The sequence below is a fragment of the Ottowia pentelensis genome, from assembly GCF_964341695.1.
In genome coordinates, this window is the sequence record NZ_OZ224513.1 from 3,255,671 (window position 1) to 3,272,350 (window position 16,680).

The window sequence follows — 16,680 nt, forward strand, 5'->3', positions numbered from 1 at the left end:
TAGCTGCTCGCGCTTGATGCATGCGGGCCAGAGCCGTTTTTCATTCATGAACATGACCCCGATCCTGGAACAGACCCTGTGGCACCCGGTGGCGCTCGGCCACGTCGTGGGCGGCCAACCGCTGGCCGTCACCCTGCTGGGCGAGGACCTGGTGCTGTGGCGCGACGGCAGCGGCGCCGTCCAGGCCTGGCAAGACCAGTGCCCGCACCGCGGCGCGCGCCTGTCGATGGGGCGCGTGCAGGGCGGCGAGCTGGAGTGCCCCTATCACGGCTGGCGCTTCGAGGGCGGCGGGCGCTGCACCCACATTCCGGCCACGCCCGACTTCCAGCCCGGCCCGCGCCACGGCGCGCACGTGCACGAGGCGCGCGAGGCCTACGGCATGGTCTGGGTGCGCCTGGCCGCGCCCGAAGGCGAGCCGCTGCCGATCCACGCCCTGCCCGCCTTCGCCGCCGAGGCCGAAAGCCGTCTGCGCAAGACCACCAGCGGCCCCTACATGGTGGCCGCCAGCGCGCCGCGCATCATCGAGAACTTTCTGGACATGGCGCACTTCGGCTACGTGCACGACGGCTGGCTGGGCAGCCGCGCGCACACCACCATCGAGCCCTACGAGGTCACGCGCACCGCCTGCGGCGTGCTGGCCACCGGCTGCCAGGCCTGGCAGCCGCGCTCGTCGATCCACGCCGAAAGCGGCGCGCAGGTCGAATACACCTACGAGGTCACCGCGCCCTACATGGCGGTGCTGACCAAGGTGCCCGAGGCCGGCACCACCGCCATCGAGGGCATGCAGGAGTCGATCGCCATGTTCGTCTGCCCCGTCAGCGAGGAAAGCAGCGTGGCCTGGACGCGCATGGCGATGAACGACTTCGAGTCGCCCGACGCGCGGCTGATCGACTTTCAGGACACCATCTTCAGCCAGGACAAGCCCATTCTCGAATCGCAGCGCCCCAAGCGCCTGCCACTGGCGCCCGGCGCCGAGGCCCACGCCGCGGTCGACCGCATGTCCAACGCCTACCGGCGCTACCTGAAGGACAGCGGCATCAGCTACGGGGTGATCGTGTGACGGCGCGCGTGCCGCCGGTCGCGGCCGATCGGCTGCCGGCGCTGCTGGCGGCCATGCCGAAGGCCGAGCTGCACATGCACATCGAGGGCTCGCTGGAGCCCGAGATGGCCTTCGCCCTGGCCGCGCGCCACGGCATCGCACTGCCTTATGCCGACAGCGCAGCCCTGCGCCGCGCCTACGCCTTCGGCGACCTGCAGAGCTTTCTGGATTTGTACTACCAGGGCGCCGCCGTGCTGCGCACCGAGCAGGACTTTTATGAGCTGGCCCGCGCCTATCTTGCGCGAGCAGCTACCGAAAACGTAGTCCACGCAGAAATCTTCTTCGACCCGCAAACCCACACCGCGCGCGGTGTGCCCATGGCCACCGTCATCCGCGGCCTGGCGCGCGCAGGCGACGAGGCGCGGCGCGAGCGGGGCATCTCCAGCGCGCTGATCCTGTGCTTCTTGCGCCACCTGAGCGAGCGCGAGGCCTTCGAGACGCTGGAGCAGGCGCTGCCCTTTCGCGATGCGTTCATCGGCGTCGGGCTCGATTCGAGCGAGCGCGGCCACCCGCCCGAGAAGTTCGCGCGCGTGTTCGCGCGTTGCCGCGAGCTGGACCTGCACATCGTCGCCCACGCCGGCGAGGAAGGCCCACCCGCCTACATCTGGGCCGCGCTCGACGTGCTCAAGGCCGAGCGCATCGACCACGGCGTGCAGGCGGTGCACGACGCCGCGCTGATGCAGCGCCTGGCACGCGAGCGCGTCCCGCTCACCGTCTGTCCGCTGTCCAACCAGAAGCTGCAGGTGTTTCCCGACCTCGCGCGCCACAGCCTGCCGCAGCTGCTGGCCGGCGGCCTGTGCGCCACCGTCAACAGCGACGATCCGGCCTACTTCGGCGGCTACGTCAACGCCAACTTCCAGGCCCTTTTTGCCGCGACCGGCCTGGACGCGCAAGCCGCCTGGCAACTGGCCGCCAACAGCTTCGAGGCCAGCTTTGTCGACGCCAGCGCCAAACAGCGCTGGCTGGACCGCTTGAACGAGAGCTTCGAGCGCGCGCACGACGCATCGGCCTGAGGGCGCGGCGCCCGGCGCGCGGTTTGCATTGTCGGCCGGGATTGTTTAAACTTGTTTAAACATCAATCCCGCGACGTACCTGCCATGTCCAACGAAACCGTCCTCACCCTCAAGCACTGGGGTAACAACCTGGGCGTGCGCCTGTCCGCCGCCATTGCCGGCGCGGCCCACCTGCAGGCCGAGCAGCGCGTGCGCGTCCGTGTCGAAGGCCGGCGCGTGGTGATCGAGGCGATCGCCGACGAGCCGCTCACGCTGGCCCAGCGGCTGGCCCGCTTCGACCCGGACTTGCACGGCGGCGAGGCGATGCCGGTCGACGCCTCCGTGGGCTCCGAGCGGTGGTAGCCCCGCGCAAGAACGCCTGGGTGCCCGAGCGGCAGGACGTGATCTGGATCGACTGCAACCCACAAGCCGGGCGCGAGATGCGCGACATGCACCCCTTTCTGGTGCTGTCGCCGCGCCCCTTCAACGACCGCACCTCGCTGGTCATCGGCCTGCCCATGACCACCGCCGCCTACAACGCCGGCAATCCCTTCGCCGTCACCGCCGGCGCCGCCCGGGGACGCAAGGCGGGCACGACCAGCTACGTGCTGTGCCACCAACCCAAGTCCTTCGACTGGCGTGCGCGCGGCGGCAAGGCGCACCCCACCGGCCGCCTGCCCGACGCCGCGTTTGCCGAGGTCTTGCTGGTGCTCAACCAGATCGTTCAACTGGCCTGAGCGTGGTGACGCCGGGCATTCGATAAAATTCGGCTCGCAAGGCCCCCGCCCCGGCGGGCTTTGCGCTGATCGAACTGCCGGGGCCATGTCGAGGACAACCATGTACAAAAACCTCGTGGCCGCGCTGGCGGCCGCCTGTTTTTTCGCCCCCCTGCACGCCCAATCGCCCGCGCCGGCCCAGCCGCCCACGCGCGCGGCCTGGGTCTACGTCACGCCGGTCACGCCCACCGGCTGGACGCATCAGCACGAACTGGCGCGCCAGGCGGTGCAGAAGGCCCTGGGCGATGCGGTCAAGACCACTTACGTCGAGAACGTGGCCGAGGGCCCCGACGCCGAGCGCGTGCTGCGTGACCTGGCGCGCCAGGGCAACGACATCATCTTCACCACCAGCTTCGGCTACATGGAGCCGGTGCTGCGCGTGGCGCGCGAGTTTCCGCAGGTGCGCTTCGAGTGCCAGACCTGCGTGCAGCGCGCGCCCAACGTGGCCACCTCCAACGCGCGCTACTACGAGGGGCGCTACCTGTCGGGCATCGCCGCCGGGCGCATGACCCAGACCGGGGTGGTGGGCTACGTCGCGGGCTTTCCCATCCCCGAGGTGCTGCAGGGCATCAACGCCTTCACGCTGGGCCTGCGCAGCGTCGCGCCGACGGCCACCGTCAAGCTGGTGTGGCTGAACGACTGGTTCAACCCGCCGCGCGAGCGCGATGCCGCCATGACGCTGATGGACCAGGGCGCCGACGTGCTGGCCTTTCACAGCGCGTCCACCGCCGTCATGGCCGCCGCCGAGGAGCGCGGCAAGCTGGCCATCGCCTACCACTCCGACATGCGCAGCGTGGCGCCGCACGCGCAGCTGGCCGCCGTCACCCACCACTGGGACGCCTACGACATCGCCCGCGTGCGCGCCGTGCGCGATGGCACATGGAAAAGCGGTGACACCTGGGGCGGCGTTGCGGCCGGCATGGTGCGCATCGAGGCCTTCGGCCCCCGGGTGCCCGCCGCCGTGCGCGACGAGGTGCTGGCGCGGCAAAAGGACATCGCCGCCGGCCGCCTGCAGCCCTTTGCCGGGCCGGTGAGCGACAACACCGGTCAGCTGCGCATCGCCAAGGGACACCACGCCAGCGACGCCGAGATCCTGCGCATGAACTACCTGGTGCAAGGCGTGCAGGGGCGCCTGCCGCACTGAATCGGAGCGCCGGCCATTTCAAGGCAAAATAGGGCTCTGGCGCGCATCCCGATTGCGCAAGCAGCTATCAATAACTGAGTGACGCCCCATGAGCATCAAGAGCGACAAGTGGATCCGCCGCATGGCGCAGCAGCACGGCATGATCGAGCCCTTCGAGCCGGGCCAGGTGCGCCAGGTCGATGGCCGCAAGATCGTCAGCTACGGCACCAGCAGCTACGGCTACGACATCCGCTGCGCGCCCGAGTTCAAGATCTTCACCAACATCCACAGCACGGTGGTGGACCCGAAGAACTTCGATGAAAAGAGCTTCGTCGACTTTCACGGCGAGGTCTGCATCATCCCGCCCAACAGCTTTGCCCTGGCGCGCACGGTGGAATACTTTCGCATCCCGCGCAACGTGCTGACCATCTGCCTGGGCAAGAGCACCTACGCGCGTTGCGGCATCATCGTCAACGTCACGCCCTTCGAGCCCGAGTGGGAAGGCTATGTGACGCTTGAATTCAGCAACACCACCCCGCTGCCGGCCAAGATCTACGCCGGTGAAGGCTGCGCCCAGGTGCTGTTCTTCGAGAGCGACGAGGTCTGCGAAGTCAGCTACAAGGACCGCGGCGGCAAGTATCAGGGACAGGTCGGGGTGACTTTGCCCAAGGCGTAGCCTGTGCTTCGCAGTGCTGCAATACCATTCTTGTTTCAAATTCCCGAAATCGGAATTCGACAAGTAATCTCCAGCCCGCAAAATTCCATGAAATTCAATATGAAAACCCAAACTTGGTTTAGACTTTTAGCATTATTTTCATTGAGTTTATTTTTGCTTTCCGGCTGCGCTTCAAATAATATTACACGAGAATCAATTCTGCTATCACAACCAGTCGAAGGATCGATTGTCAAGAGCTATGGGCAATCTGGCAGCAAAGGCTTAGATTTTTCTACTCAGGCAGGCGCCCTGGTACGCGCCGCTGCTGCGGGGACCGTTGTATATGCTGGGTCGGGCCTTCAAAGTTATGGAACGATGGTCATCGTAAAGCATGGAAATACTTTTTTGACGGCTTACGCTCACACCAACGAGCTCTTAGTCCAACAAAATGTTTTTGTGCAGTCCGGACAACCGATTGCAAAAATGGGGAGCAGCGGAACCGGTCAAGTCAAACTATATTTTGAACTGAGACAGGGCGGGAAAGCCATCGATCCACAGCCTTATCTACAGCAAGGCACTTCCAAATAAAAACCGACACACAGAACGATCAGAGCAATGGAGCGAATACGCCATCCATTACCTGATCAGCACCCAACGCCGAAGACATCCCTTCACGCCTTTTCAGGTCCCCGTGCCGCCAACCGCGCCGCCGCCAGATCCCACCCAGCCCAGCCACAGCTCTTGAACAGCACCGGCCCGCGCCCGCCGGGCTGGCCGGCGCGCACCACGTCGCCCAGGCTGGGGCAGGCGGCAACGTCGATGCCGGCCTGCAGCAAATCGCCCGCCTCGTGCTCGGCCTCGCGCGTGTCCACCACGATGCGGCCGCGATCAGCCATGTGGCGGCACAGCGCGGGCGCCAGCTCGACCATTTGCGGCGTGAAGGCGCCGACGGCGGCGATGAAGGCGTCAGGGCGCGGCAGCGCGCGCAGCACCACGCCGCTGGCGGGCGTGCAGGTGACGGCCAGCGGGCAGCCGGCGAGCGCCGCGTCGGCATCGGGCGCCAGCTCGGCCTGCAGGCCCAGCGCCTGCGCGTGATCGACCAGCGCCCGGGCGCTGGCCGCGCTGCGCGAGGCAATGAAGAAGCGCGACACGCCCAGCACCTGCGCAAACACCTCCAGGTGCGCGCGGCCCTGCACGCCGGCGCCGACGATCAGCATCGGCCCGGCGGTGTTGGGCGCCAGCCAGCGCGCGCCCAGCGCCGACACGGCGGCGGTGCGCCGCGCCGTGACGGTGGGGCCGTCCAGGATCACGCGCCGCGTGCCGCTGGCAACATCGAACACCGTCACATCGCCCTGGATGGTGGGCGTGGCCGTGCCCACGTTGGCGGGCGTGAAGCTGATCAGCTTGGTCATGGCCACGCGCGCGTCGCAGCCGGGCATGACGAACAGCACGGCGCCGGGCGCCGTCGGCATGACGATGCGCTCGGGAATGCGCACGCTGGCGTCGCGCAGCAGCGCCTCGATCTCGTCCACCAGCGCCGGCCAGGGCAGGCGGGCGGCGGTCTGGCCGGCGTCCAGCGTGGCGGCCATCAGTCCACCGCTCCGGCGCCGTGGCGGGCATCGCGCGTCACCGTCAGCGCGGTGCGGATGCCGATGCGCAGGCCTTCGACCATCTGCGCCAGAGGCATGCCGTGCGCCGCCTGCTCGGGCAGCGGCGGCACGTGGATGAAGCCGCCGCGCGTGCGCGCAAAGCCGCGCGCGGTGGCCAGCTGGTGCATCAGGCCATAGAAAACGTGGTTGCAGACAAAGGTACCGGCGCTCTGCGACACCTCGACCGCGATGCCCGCCGCCTGGATGGCCGCGTGCATCGACTTGATCGGCAGGCGCGAGAAGTAGGCCACCGGCGCGTCGGCCACCACCGGCGTGTCGATGGGGCGCGCGCCGGCGTTGTCGGCGATGCGCGCATCGTCGACGTTGATCGCCACGCGCTCCAGCGACAGCGCGCTGCGGCTGGCCGCCAGCCCCAGGCAGATCACCAGCGCCGGCCGGTGCTGGGCCAGCAGCGCGCACAGGCGCGCCAGCGAGGCGCCGAACTGCGTGGGCAGTTGCGCCGCCAGCACCGCGTGGCCGGCGATGCGCCGCCGGTGCAGGGCGCGCGCGGCCAGCCAGCTGGGGTTGATCGCATCGCCGTCGAAGGCATCGAAACCGGTGAGCAGCACCGGCTTGCGTTCGGCGACATATTGGGTTGACGGACGAGGGGACGATGGCGCTACCATCGCGTCAATTTAGCGCAAGGCGCGCCACCGCAGGAGCCAAGCATGAGATGGGAAGGTCAACGCGAGTCCGAAAACGTCGAAGATCGCCGCAGCGGCGGCGGCGGGGGGGGCGGCTTCGGCATCGGCGGGCGCGGCATCGGCATCGGCACCATCGTGGTGGCGCTGATCGGCTGGGGCGTGTTCGGCATCAACCCGCTCACCACCATCGGCGTGCTGTCGGGCGGCGGCGGGCAGCCGGTGCAGCAGCAGGGGCCGGCCCATGCGCCGCCCGCCAACGACAAGAACGCCGCCTTCGTCTCCACCGTGCTGGCCTCGACCGAGGACGTGTGGAGCCAGATCTTCCAGCAGGCCGGCCAGCGCTACCCCGCGCCCAAGCTGGTGCTGTACCGCGGCGCCACGCCCACGGCCTGCGGCACCGGCCAGTCGGCCATGGGGCCGTTTTACTGCCCGGGCGACCAGAAGGTCTATCTGGACATGGACTTCTTCGACACCATGACGCGCCAGCTGGGCGCGCCGGGCGAGTTCGCCCGCGCCTACGTGGTGGCGCACGAGGTGGGCCACCACGTGCAGAACCTGGAGGGCATCACCGGCAAGGTCGACGCCATGCGCGGGCGCATCAGCGCGGCGCAGCAAAACGCGCTGTCGGTGCGCCTCGAATTGCAGGCCGACTGCTACGCCGGCATCTGGGCCAACAAGTCGCAGCAGGCCAAGCAGTGGCTGGATGCGGGCGACATCGAGTCGGCCATCAACGCCGCCCAGCAGATCGGCGACGACACGCTGCAAAAGCGCAGCCAGGGCTACGCCGTGCCCGACAGCTTCACGCACGGCTCCAGCGCCCAGCGCGTGCGCTGGTTCACCCAGGGCTTCAAGACCGGCAGCGTGCAGGCCTGCGACACCTTCAACGCGCAAGGCCTGTGACGGCGCGCTGAACCCCCCCGGCGGCGGCACGGCCGGTGTACTTGACCTCAAAAGTGGCCAAAGTGCGACAATAGCGGGTTCATGACGACAAAATATTCCGATCTCGCGCTGGCCGACCCCCTCAAGCGCGCCGTGGCCGACATGGGCTACGAGACCATGACGCCGATCCAGGCGCAGGCCATTCCGGTGGTGCTGGCGGGCCAGGACGTGATGGGCGCCGCGCAAACCGGCACCGGCAAGACGGCGGCCTTCTCGCTGCCGCTGCTGCAGCGCCTGCTCAAGCACGAAACCGCCTCGCTCTCGCCGGCGCGCCACCCGGTGCGCGCGCTGGTGCTGCTGCCCACGCGCGAGCTGGCGGTGCAGGTGGCCGACCAGGTCAAGCAGTACGCCAAGTACACCCAGCTGCGCAGCGCCGTCGTGTTCGGCGGCATGGACATGAAGCCGCAGACGGCCGAACTGCGCCAGGGCGTCGAGGTGCTGGTGGCCACCCCCGGGCGTCTGCTGGACCACATCGAGGCCAAGACCGCGGTGCTCAACCAGGTCGAATACGTGGTGCTCGATGAAGCCGACCGCATGCTGGACATCGGCTTTCTGCCCGATCTGCAGCGCATCCTGAACTACCTGCCCAAGCAGCGTACCACGCTGCTGTTCAGCGCCACCTTCTCGCCCGAGATCAAGCGCCTGGCCGAGAGCTATCTGCAAAACCCGGTGCTGATCGAGGTCGCCCGCCCCAACGCCACCGCGTCCACCGTCGAGCAGCACTTCTACCTGCTGGACGACGACGACAAGCGGCGCGCCATCCGCCAGGTGCTCAAGGACAAGCAGCTGCGCCAGGCCTTCGTGTTCTGCAACAGCAAGCTGGGCACGGCGCGCCTCGCCCGCGCGCTGGAGCGCGACGGCCTGAAGACCACCGCGCTGCACGGCGACAAGAGCCAGGACGAGCGCCTCAAATCCCTCGAAGCCTTCAAGGCCGGCGAGGTCGACCTGCTGGTGGCCACCGACGTGGCGGCGCGCGGGCTCGACATCAAGGACGTGCCGGCGGTCTTCAACTATGACGTGCCCTTCCACGCCGAGGACTACGTGCACCGCATCGGCCGCACCGGCCGCGCCGGCGCCTCGGGCGTGGCCGTCACCCTGGTCACCAGGGGCGACCAGCGCCTGATGGGCGAGCTGGAAAAGCTGCTCAAGACCAAGATCGAGCTGGAGCACCTGGAGTTCGACGGCGAGCGCCCGCACGGCCGCGCCAACGACGGCCGCCGCCGCTGGCAGGACCACGAAACCGGCGACAGCCGCGACGAGGCCCGCCGCGTGCGCGGCGAGCGCCGCGCCCCGCCGCCGCGCCCCGCCGCCAGCGCCCCGGTCGACCCTTTCTTCAGCCAGCCCTACACCGCCGAGACCGACGCCGAGCAGGCGCCGCCCGCCTGGGACACGCCCCAGCGCCCGCGCACCGGCCGTTCGGCCAACATCAAGCCCAAGCGCGCCGTGGCCGCGCTGTTCAAGGCGCCGGCGCCGACGCCCTGAGGGCGCGGGCGGCACGCTGGCCCGGTTTCAAGCCAAATCGGGCTCCAGCGCTTGTGCATCAAGCGCGAGCAGCTATATAAATGATAGTTACCCGCCGGCCCACGCGGTCACGGTGTGGATCAGCAGCCCCACCAGCCCGCCCACCAGCGTGCCGTTGATGCGGATGTACTGCAGGTCGTTGCCGATGTGGCGCTCCAGCTCGGCGCTCAACTCGCCCGCGTCCCAGCCCGCCACGCGCGCCTCGATCAGGGCGGCGATGGCGTCGCGGTGGCGCTCCAGCAGGCGCGGCGCGGCGGCACGCAGCTCGCCGTTGATCCAGGCGCGCACCGCCCGGTCGGCCGCCAGGCGCTGGCCCAGCGCCTGCAGCCCGGCGGCGCTGCGCTGGCGCAGCCAGGAATCCTGAGCGCTCAAGCCGGCCTGCAGCCAGGCCAGCAGCTCCGACCACAGCCCGCGCACGCTGGCGGCCAGCTCGGGGCGCTGCAGCAGCTCGTCGCGCAGGCGCAGCACGCGGGCGCGCAGCGCATCGTCCTCCTGCAGGCGCGCGGCCCAGTCCGCGACCTGCTCGTCGAAGGCCAGGCGCAGGCGGTGCTGCGGGTCCTCGGCCAGCTCCAGCAGGCTGCGGGCAATCATCAGCACCACCTTGCGCGTGGCCAGGCGCGCGGCCACCTGGTCGAGCCCGACGCGCCGCAGCACCCGCACCTCGCGCGCGATGGCCTCGCTGATGGCGTCCTGCACCGCGTCCTCGCCCAGCCAGCGCGCCAGCTGCGCCAGCACGCCGTCCAGCAGCACCTGGTGGCGGCGCTCGCGCATCAGCGCCTCGATCAGCTGCCCCGACAGCCGCGCCACGTCGATCTGCCGCAGGCCGCTGCGCGCCAGCTCGGTGACGAAGGGGTGCACGCGCGGATCGTCCAGCGCCTGCACCACCCAGCCGCCGACGCCCGACAGGCGCCCGGCCAGGCGCTCGGCGTGGCCACGGTCGGCCAGCCAAGCCGCCAGGCGGCCCGCGGCGTCGAAGTCGGCCAGGCGCGCCGTGACCTGCTCGGTCGACAGGAAATGGGTGACGATGAAGCCCGCCAGCCGCTGGCCGATGCGATCTTTGTTGGCCGGGATGATGGCGGTGTGCGGAATGGGCAGCCCCAGCGGCCGGCGAAACAGCGCCACCACCGCGAACCAGTCGGCAATGGCGCCCACCATCGCGGCCTCGGCAAAGGCCGCCACATAGCCCCAGGCCAGGTGCCGCGGCGCCATCCAGGTGGCCAGCGCGTACAGCGCGGCGGCGGCCAGCAGCAGGGCCAGCGCAACGCGCTTCATCTTCATGTGCGGCCGGGCGCCTGCGCTTGCGGGCAGCGCACCTGGATGCGCTCGGCCACGCGGCCGGCGCCATCCAGCCGCGCGGCGCTCAGGCAACCGCCCCAGACGCAGCCGGTGTCCAGCGCGATCAGATCGGGCTGCTCGACGGCGCCCAGCGTCGACCAGTGGCCGAAGGCGATCGTCTGGCCCGCCGTGCGGCGCCCGGGCGCGTCGAACCAGGGCAGGTAGCCGGGGGGCGCCGCTGCCGCCCCGCCCTCCTTGGTGGCGAACTCCATGCGGCCCTCGGGCGTGCAAAAGCGCAGGCGGGTGAGCGCGTTGACGATCACGCGCAGGCGCTCGGCGCCCTGCAGCGCGTCGTGCCACTGGTCGGGCTGGTTGCCGTACATGCGCTGCAAGAAGCCCGCCCAGTCGGCGCCGCGCAGCACGGCCTGCACCTCGCCGGCCAAGGCCAGGGTCTGGTCGGCCGTCCATGGCGGCAGCACGCCGGCATGCACCAGCAGCACGCCCTGCTCGCGCAGCGCCAGCGGGCGCTGGCGCAGCCAGTCGAGCAGCGCGGCGCGGTCGGGCGCGGCCAGGATGTCGCCCACGGTGTCCAGCCGGTGCGGTGGGCGCACGCCGCAGGCCAGGGCCAGCAGGTGCAGGTCGTGGTTGCCCAGCAGGCTTTGGCCAGCGTTGCCCAGCGCCATCAACCGGCGCAGCGCGGCCAGCGAGGCCGGACCGCGGTTGACCAAGTCGCCCAGCACGATCAGCCGGTCGCGGCTGGGCGAGAACGCCGCCGCGTCGAGCAGCCGCCCCAGGGCGTCGTCGCAGCCCTGCACGTCGCCAATCAGGTAGAGTGCCATGACCCGATTTTCCACCGGGCTCGCCCCCGGCCCGCATGGACTTCTTCCTGATCGTCTTTCTCACCCTGCTCAACGGCGTGTTCGCCATGTCCGAGCTGGCGGTGGCCTCCAGCCGCAAGGCGCGCCTGGCGGCAATGGAAGAAAGCGGCGACACCGGCGCCACCGCCGCACTGCGCTTGATGGAGCGGCCGACGCAGTTCCTGTCCACCGTGCAGGTGGGCATCACCTCGATCGGCATGCTCAACGGCATCGTGGGCGAAGCCGCCTTCAGCGGGCCCGTGGCGGCCTGGCTGGCCCGGCTGGGCCTGAGCGCCGGCGTGGCCTCGGTTGCCGGCACGGCGCTGGTGGTGGCCATCATCACCTTCACCACCATCGTGTTCGGCGAGCTGGTGCCCAAGCGCATCGGCCAGATGTTCCCCGAGACCGTGGCGCGCTGGATTGCCCGGCCCATGACCGGGCTGGCGCGCCTGGCCAAGCCCTTCGTGTGGCTGCTGTCGGTGTGCACGCAGGGCATGCTCAAGCTGCTGCGCATCGACGACTCGCAAAGCCGGCGCGTGACCGAGGAGGAAATATCGGCCAGCCTGGAAGAAGGCGTGGATGCCGGCCTGATCGAGGCGCACGAGCACCAGATGGTGCGCAACGTGTTTCACCTGGACGACCGCCCATTGACCTCGCTGATGGTGGCGCGATCCGATATTGACTGGCTGGAGGCCAGCCTCAGCGTGGCGCAGGCGCTCGATTATGTGGCGCGCCATGGAGAAAACAGCGTGCATTCCTGGTATCCGGTTTGCCGCAATGGCCTGGACGAGGTCAAGGGCGTGATTTCGGTGGCCCGTCTGCTGGCCCTGGGCCCGCATGCCGCCGAATCCATCGAAACCCATGCCGAGCCGGCCCGATTCGTGCCGGAAACCCTGAGCGGCCTGGAAATCCTGGAGCAATTGCGCGCCAAATCGGGGCGCCTGGCCTTTGTGGTCGATGAATATGGCGTGGTGCAGGGCCTGATGACGCCGCACGATTTGCTGGAAGCCATTACCGGCGAATTGAAACCGGACGCCGACGTCGACGCCTGGGCCATGCCCACGCCCGATGGCGGCTGGCTGCTGGACGGGCTGATGCCGATCAGCGAGCTGAAAGCCCGGCTGAATATCGACGAATTGCCGGCCGAAGACAAAAATCGTTACAACACCCTGGGCGGCCTGCTGATGTCGGTGCTGGGCCGCATGCCGCAGGCCGGCGAGCGCATCGATTGCGCGGGCTGGATATTCGAAATCCGCCGCCTGCAGGGCCGGCGCATTGACAAAATCAAGGCCCACCCAGCGCTGGTGGCAGATACCGAAATTTAAGCGCGCCCGGGATTAATGGGTTTTGAATGCCGCGCGGCAATGATATATTCGGGGCCCTTTCACTCATTAGGGATTTCATTGCCATGGCAAGTTACAAGGAACTGCTGCAAAAGCAAAAAGAACTGGCTGTTCAGGTCGAGGAGGCGCGCAAGCGCGAGATTGCCGATGCCGTGCACAAGGCGCGCGAACTGGTGGTCGAATATGGCCTGACGGCGCAGGACGTGTTTCCCGGCCGCCGCCGTGGCGGCAAAACCGCATCCACCGGCAAGGTGGCACCCAAATATCGCGATCCGGCCACCGGCGTGACCTGGACCGGCCGTGGCAAGCCGCCGCGCTGGATCGAGGGCAAGGACCGCAGCGCATTCGCCATTGCCTGATTGCCATTGCACGCATGGCCGGGGCGCCCCATCGGGCGCCCTTGTTTTTTGGCCGGCCTTGCGCCCCACGGGGTTGCGCCCGAAATGGGATAATTCGCGCTTCGCGCAACAGGAAGCACCATGACGGATTCAAACACCCAGCAACGCATCGAGCAGCTCGTCAAGGGCCATGAGCTCGTACTGTTCATGAAGGGCGATGCCAACTTTCCGATGTGCGGCTTTTCGGGCCGCGCCATCCAGATCCTGAAGGCCGTCGGCGTCGACACCGGCACCATCACCACCGTGAATGTGCTGGAGGACGAGGCCATCCGCCAGGGCGTCAAGGACTACAGCCGCTGGCCCACCATCCCCCAGCTCTACGTCAAGGGCGAGTTCATCGGCGGCGCCGACATCATGATGGAGATGTACGAGTCGGGCGAACTGCAGCAACTGGTGGGCGCCAACGCCGCCTGAGTTCAGCGGATTTCTCCGCCACAAGCAAAAACGGACGCCCCGGGGCGTCCTTTTTTTTGTTTGACTGCGCTGCCGCTCAGGCGCGCGTGTCGCCCGAGATCGCCGATGCGGGCGCCTCGGGCTCGGAGGCCGCGGGTGCGGCAGGCGCCGCCGCCGGCGCGGCTTCGGATGCCGGCGCCGACGACTCGGGCGCGGCGGCGGGGGCTGCATCGGACGCCGGCGCGGCCGGCTCGGATGCGGCGGCCGGCGCCGATGCCGGAGCCTCGATCGCCGGCGGCGTGGCGCTGCCCTTGTCCTTGCCGCAGTAGCTCAGGCCGAACAGCGCGGCCAGCACCACCACCACCCAGGGCAGCCAGCTGAGCAGGCTGCCGCCGATGCCGCCGGAAGTCAGCTCCGACGGGGCTGGCGCCGCCAGCAGCTGCTGGCCGGCCTCGGCCAGGCTCTGCACCTCGGCGGGCAGGCTGGCGGGCATGCTGCCGCCCGGCGTCAGCTTGCCCACCAGGGCCGGCAGCAGATAGCCCAGGGCCGAGGTCACGTTGTCGCGCCCCAATTCGAGCTTGCCGCTGATCAGCGACAGCAGGCCGCCGCTGGAGCCCAGCACCGTTTCAAGCTGGCTGTTGCTGATGGGCTGCGCGCTGGGCCCGCCGCCCAGCCAGGACTGGATCAGCGGCCCCAGGCCGGCGGCCTTGAACTTTTCAAGAAAGCCGACCAGTCCCCCGCTGTCCTTGGCCGTCATGTAGGCCAGCAGCATCTGCAGCACCGGCAGCGCCTTGTCACCCAGGCCAAAACGCACGGCCGCTTCGCGGATCAGCACCTCATACATCACGAACCTCGCTCATCAGCAGTTGTTGGAAAAAAGGGCCGCTTCATGGCGCCCTGCGCGACCGCAACCTCGAAAAAATTATAGTCAGCCCCCGCGCGGCCCCGGCCGGGCCGGATCGCGCCCGATTGCCCCTACACTGGGGCGCGCCCGCCGCACCCCGCGTGGGGCGGCAACCTCCGTCCACGCCCCCCATGAGTTTCACGCAGAGCCTGCTGCTGATTGTGCTGCTGATCGTGGTCAGCGCCTTTTTCTCGCTGGCCGAGATCGCGCTGGCGGCCTCGCGCCGGCTGCGGTTGCGCCCGCTGGCCGACGCGGGCGATCTGCGGGCGCTGCGCGTGCTGCAGGTGCAGGAGCAGCCGGGCGATTATTTCACCGCGGTGCAGATCGGCGTCAACGCCGTGGCCATCTTGGGCGGCATCGTGGGCGAGGGCCTGTTCGGCCCGCCGCTGGAGCGCCTGCTGGCGCTGTGGCTGCCGGCGGGCCTGGCGGGCGACGTGGCCTTTGCCGTGTCGGTGCTGATCGTGACCTCGATGTTCGTGATGTTCGCCGACCTGCTGCCCCGGCGCCTGGGCATGGCCGAGCCCGAGCGCGTGGCCATGGCCCTGATCGGCCCCATGAACGCGGTGCGGCTGGCGCTGCGGCCGCTGGTGTGGCTGTACGCGCGCTGCGCCGACGCCCTGCTGCGCACGCTGGGCCTGCCGCTGCAGCGCGACGAGCGCATCACGCCCGACGACATCCTGGCGCTGGCCGAGGCCGGCACGCAGGCCGGCGCCATCGACCGCCCCGAGCAGCAGGTGATCGAGAACCTGCTGGAGCTGGAGACGCGCACCGTCAGCAGCGCCATGACGCCACGCGACCGCATTGCCTGGCTGCACCACGACGACCCCGACGAGGTGGTGCGCGCGCGCATCGCCGCCGAGCCGTACTCGACCTACCCGGTGTGCCGCGGCGAGCTCGACCAGGCCATCGGCTACGTCGACGCCAAGGAGCTGTTTCAGCGCGTGCTCAACGGCCAGCCGATCCGCCTGACCGACGACAGCCTGCTGCACAAGCTGGTGGTGGTGCCCGACCGCCTGAGCCTGTCGGAGGTGCTGAACCAGTTTCGCCAGCAGCACGAGGACTTCGCGCTGATCGTCAACGAATACAGCACGGTGGTCGGCGTGGTCACGCTCAACGACGTGATGAGCACGGTGATGGGCGAGCTGGTGACGCAGGAGGACGAGGAGATGATCGTGCGGCGCGAGGACGGCAGCTGGCTGATCGACGGCCTGACGCCGATGTCCGACGTGCTGCGCGCGCTCGACCTGAACGAGCCGCCGCACATGAGCGAGTACGACACCCTGGCCGGCTTCTTGATGGTGATGCTGCGCCGCGTGCCGCGCCGCACCGACCGGCTGAGCTGGGACGGGCACCGCTTCGAGGTGCTGGACGTGGACAACCACCGCATCGACCAGGTGCTGGTCACGCGCGAGCCGCCGGCGGCGCCGGCCACAGTAAGCCAATAACTATTGCTTTTATAGCTTCTCGCGCAATACCAGAGCGGGCTAGCGGTCGAAATGCCAATGTTTCTGCGCGCCGAACACCGCGTTCGGGTACGGCGCCTGCCCGCGCGAGCCGTTGTAGCGCCCCAGCGCCAGATACAGGTTGCCCTGCTCGCGGTCGAGGTAGTGGCGCAGGATGACGCAGCCGAAGCGCAGGTTGGTCTGCATGTGAAACAGCTTGCCCGGGTCGCCGTCGCCGATCACCCGGCTCCAGAACGGCATGACCTGCATGTAGCCACGCGCGCCCACGCCGGAGACGGCGTACTTGCGAAACGCGCTCTCGACCTGCACCAGGCCCAGCACCAGCGAGGTGTCCAGCCCGGCGCGGCGGGTCTCGTACCACAGGGTCTGCAGAAAGCCGATGCGCGTGTCGAAGTCCTTCATGCGCGGGTACAGCCGGTCGCTGGCGTGCGAGAGCCAGCGCAGGTAGGCCAGCCGCGCCTCGGTGGTGTCGAACACCGGCACCGGCGGCGCGTCGTTGGCGATGGCCGCGCTCAAAGCGGTGCGCACGGCGTCGGCCAGGGGTTCCTCCAACTGGCCGCCGGCCCGGGCCACGCGCGGCCCCAGCAGCGCGCCGCCGGGCAGCGCCAGCAGGGTGCGCAGCAGCGCGCGACGACCTGCGGCGGGCATC

At 69.1% G+C, this 16,680-nt stretch carries 19 protein-coding genes; 13 read left to right on the forward strand and 6 right to left on the reverse strand.

Annotated features, from left to right (window positions below):
• The first annotated feature begins 61 nt into the window (after positions 1 to 61).
• From ACWHMB_RS15725 to ACWHMB_RS15755, 7 genes are all read left to right on the forward strand, one after another.
• Positions 62 to 1,060 carry an aromatic ring-hydroxylating dioxygenase subunit alpha gene (locus ACWHMB_RS15725; RefSeq protein ID WP_293222732.1) on the forward strand — a complete coding sequence of 333 codons (999 nt, stop codon included), beginning with the start codon at positions 62 to 64 and terminating at the stop codon, positions 1,058 to 1,060.
• The gene (locus ACWHMB_RS15730) at positions 1,057 to 2,112 is read left to right on the forward strand and encodes an adenosine deaminase (RefSeq protein ID WP_377484841.1); all 1,056 of its coding nucleotides are present in this window, start codon (positions 1,057 to 1,059) and stop codon (positions 2,110 to 2,112) included. The genes ACWHMB_RS15725 and ACWHMB_RS15730 overlap by 4 nt, the downstream gene beginning before the upstream one ends.
• Before the next feature lie 84 nt (positions 2,113 to 2,196).
• A complete protein-coding gene (locus ACWHMB_RS15735) occupies positions 2,197 to 2,454 on the forward strand; it encodes an AbrB/MazE/SpoVT family DNA-binding domain-containing protein (protein ID WP_293222722.1) in 258 nt (85 codons plus the stop codon).
• Positions 2,448 to 2,828 (forward strand): type II toxin-antitoxin system PemK/MazF family toxin, encoded by a 381-nt coding sequence (locus ACWHMB_RS15740; RefSeq protein WP_293222720.1) that lies wholly within the window; start codon positions 2,448 to 2,450, stop codon positions 2,826 to 2,828. Before ACWHMB_RS15735 ends, ACWHMB_RS15740 begins: the two co-directional genes overlap by 7 nt.
• A gap of 100 nt (positions 2,829 to 2,928) precedes the next feature.
• Positions 2,929 to 4,011 (forward strand): BMP family ABC transporter substrate-binding protein, encoded by a 1,083-nt coding sequence (locus tag ACWHMB_RS15745; protein WP_377484839.1) that lies wholly within the window; start codon positions 2,929 to 2,931, stop codon positions 4,009 to 4,011.
• Positions 4,012 to 4,099: 88 nt separating this feature from the next.
• Positions 4,100 to 4,666, forward strand: coding sequence for a dCTP deaminase (gene dcd, locus ACWHMB_RS15750; RefSeq protein ID WP_447648584.1), 567 nt, complete (start codon positions 4,100 to 4,102; stop codon positions 4,664 to 4,666).
• Between the two features lie 30 nt (positions 4,667 to 4,696).
• Positions 4,697 to 5,233, forward strand: a complete 537-nt coding sequence (locus tag ACWHMB_RS15755; RefSeq protein ID WP_377482347.1) for a murein hydrolase activator EnvC family protein — start codon at positions 4,697 to 4,699, stop codon at positions 5,231 to 5,233.
• Between the two features lie 83 nt (positions 5,234 to 5,316).
• On the opposite strand, the gene ACWHMB_RS15760 is transcribed toward ACWHMB_RS15755, so the two are convergent.
• Together ACWHMB_RS15760 and pcp are read right to left on the reverse strand one after the other, a co-directional pair.
• Positions 5,317 to 6,234: a delta(1)-pyrroline-2-carboxylate reductase family protein gene (locus ACWHMB_RS15760; protein WP_377482349.1), complete on the reverse strand. Its 918-nt coding sequence runs from the start codon at positions 6,232 to 6,234 to the stop codon at positions 5,317 to 5,319.
• The gene (gene pcp / locus ACWHMB_RS15765; protein WP_377516462.1) at positions 6,234 to 6,863 is read right to left on the reverse strand and encodes a pyroglutamyl-peptidase I; all 630 of its coding nucleotides are present in this window, start codon (positions 6,861 to 6,863) and stop codon (positions 6,234 to 6,236) included. Before pcp ends, ACWHMB_RS15760 begins: the two co-directional genes overlap by 1 nt.
• Positions 6,864 to 6,962: 99 nt before the next feature.
• Here pcp and ypfJ point away from each other — a divergent pair, with 99 nt between their 5' ends.
• Positions 6,963 to 7,838, forward strand: a complete 876-nt coding sequence (ypfJ, locus tag ACWHMB_RS15770) for a KPN_02809 family neutral zinc metallopeptidase (RefSeq protein WP_293222710.1) — start codon at positions 6,963 to 6,965, stop codon at positions 7,836 to 7,838.
• 81 nt (positions 7,839 to 7,919) lie between these two features.
• On the forward strand, positions 7,920 to 9,359 hold the full coding sequence (locus tag ACWHMB_RS15775) for a DEAD/DEAH box helicase (RefSeq protein ID WP_377482353.1): 1,440 nt from the start codon (positions 7,920 to 7,922) through the stop codon (positions 9,357 to 9,359).
• 87 nt (positions 9,360 to 9,446) lie between these two features.
• On the opposite strand, the gene ACWHMB_RS15780 is transcribed toward ACWHMB_RS15775, so the two are convergent.
• Positions 9,447 to 10,676, reverse strand: coding sequence for a DUF445 domain-containing protein (locus ACWHMB_RS15780; protein WP_377482354.1), 1,230 nt, complete (start codon positions 10,674 to 10,676; stop codon positions 9,447 to 9,449).
• Positions 10,673 to 11,512: a symmetrical bis(5'-nucleosyl)-tetraphosphatase gene (locus ACWHMB_RS15785; protein WP_377482356.1), complete on the reverse strand. Its 840-nt coding sequence runs from the start codon at positions 11,510 to 11,512 to the stop codon at positions 10,673 to 10,675. Before ACWHMB_RS15785 ends, ACWHMB_RS15780 begins: the two co-directional genes overlap by 4 nt.
• 35 nt (positions 11,513 to 11,547) lie before the next feature.
• On the opposite strand from ACWHMB_RS15785, the gene ACWHMB_RS15790 reads away from it, so the two are divergent.
• From ACWHMB_RS15790 to grxD, 3 genes are all read left to right on the forward strand, one after another.
• The gene (locus ACWHMB_RS15790; protein WP_377482358.1) at positions 11,548 to 12,855 is read left to right on the forward strand and encodes a hemolysin family protein; all 1,308 of its coding nucleotides are present in this window, start codon (positions 11,548 to 11,550) and stop codon (positions 12,853 to 12,855) included.
• 83 nt (positions 12,856 to 12,938) lie between these two features.
• A complete protein-coding gene (locus ACWHMB_RS15795; protein WP_377482376.1) occupies positions 12,939 to 13,232 on the forward strand; it encodes an H-NS histone family protein in 294 nt (97 codons plus the stop codon).
• Positions 13,233 to 13,352: 120 nt separating this feature from the next.
• Complete coding sequence (grxD, locus tag ACWHMB_RS15800; RefSeq protein ID WP_377482360.1) at positions 13,353 to 13,685, forward strand: Grx4 family monothiol glutaredoxin; 333 nt, start codon at positions 13,353 to 13,355, stop codon at positions 13,683 to 13,685.
• A gap of 76 nt (positions 13,686 to 13,761) precedes the next feature.
• On the opposite strand, the gene ACWHMB_RS15805 is transcribed toward grxD, so the two are convergent.
• Entirely contained in the window at positions 13,762 to 14,508 is a 747-nt protein-coding gene (locus ACWHMB_RS15805; protein WP_377482378.1) for a YidB family protein, read from the reverse strand.
• A gap of 191 nt (positions 14,509 to 14,699) precedes the next feature.
• Here ACWHMB_RS15805 and ACWHMB_RS15810 point away from each other — a divergent pair, with 191 nt between their 5' ends.
• Positions 14,700 to 16,013, forward strand: a complete 1,314-nt coding sequence (locus tag ACWHMB_RS15810; protein ID WP_377482362.1) for a hemolysin family protein — start codon at positions 14,700 to 14,702, stop codon at positions 16,011 to 16,013.
• A gap of 39 nt (positions 16,014 to 16,052) precedes the next feature.
• Here the strand turns inward: ACWHMB_RS15810 and ACWHMB_RS15815 are convergent, their stop codons facing one another.
• Positions 16,053 to 16,679, reverse strand: a complete 627-nt coding sequence (locus tag ACWHMB_RS15815) for a lytic transglycosylase domain-containing protein (RefSeq protein WP_377482364.1) — start codon at positions 16,677 to 16,679, stop codon at positions 16,053 to 16,055.
• Position 16,680 lies beyond the last annotated feature (1 nt).

Bases quoted from the DNA above. Each gene is read 5' to 3' on its own strand.
- dcd (WP_447648584.1), top strand. From the start codon at position 4,100: ATGAGCATCAAGAGCGACAAGTGGATCCGCCGCATGGCGCAGCAGCAC.
- ypfJ (WP_293222710.1), top strand. From the start codon at position 6,963: ATGAGATGGGAAGGTCAACGCGAGTCCGAAAACGTCGAAGATCGCCGC.
- ACWHMB_RS15790 (WP_377482358.1), top strand. From the start codon at position 11,548: ATGGACTTCTTCCTGATCGTCTTTCTCACCCTGCTCAACGGCGTGTTC.
- grxD (WP_377482360.1), top strand. From the start codon at position 13,353: ATGACGGATTCAAACACCCAGCAACGCATCGAGCAGCTCGTCAAGGGC.
- ACWHMB_RS15775 (WP_377482353.1), top strand. From the start codon at position 7,920: ATGACGACAAAATATTCCGATCTCGCGCTGGCCGACCCCCTCAAGCGC.
- ACWHMB_RS15745 (WP_377484839.1), top strand. From the start codon at position 2,929: ATGTACAAAAACCTCGTGGCCGCGCTGGCGGCCGCCTGTTTTTTCGCC.
- ACWHMB_RS15760 (WP_377482349.1), bottom strand. From the start codon at position 6,234: ATGGCCGCCACGCTGGACGCCGGCCAGACCGCCGCCCGCCTGCCCTGG.
- ACWHMB_RS15810 (WP_377482362.1), top strand. From the start codon at position 14,700: ATGAGTTTCACGCAGAGCCTGCTGCTGATTGTGCTGCTGATCGTGGTC.
- ACWHMB_RS15795 (WP_377482376.1), top strand. From the start codon at position 12,939: ATGGCAAGTTACAAGGAACTGCTGCAAAAGCAAAAAGAACTGGCTGTT.
- ACWHMB_RS15805 (WP_377482378.1), bottom strand. From the start codon at position 14,508: ATGTATGAGGTGCTGATCCGCGAAGCGGCCGTGCGTTTTGGCCTGGGT.
- ACWHMB_RS15815 (WP_377482364.1), bottom strand. From the start codon at position 16,679: ATGCCCGCCGCAGGTCGTCGCGCGCTGCTGCGCACCCTGCTGGCGCTG.
- ACWHMB_RS15785 (WP_377482356.1), bottom strand. From the start codon at position 11,512: ATGGCACTCTACCTGATTGGCGACGTGCAGGGCTGCGACGACGCCCTG.
- ACWHMB_RS15735 (WP_293222722.1), top strand. From the start codon at position 2,197: ATGTCCAACGAAACCGTCCTCACCCTCAAGCACTGGGGTAACAACCTG.
- ACWHMB_RS15780 (WP_377482354.1), bottom strand. From the start codon at position 10,676: ATGAAGATGAAGCGCGTTGCGCTGGCCCTGCTGCTGGCCGCCGCCGCG.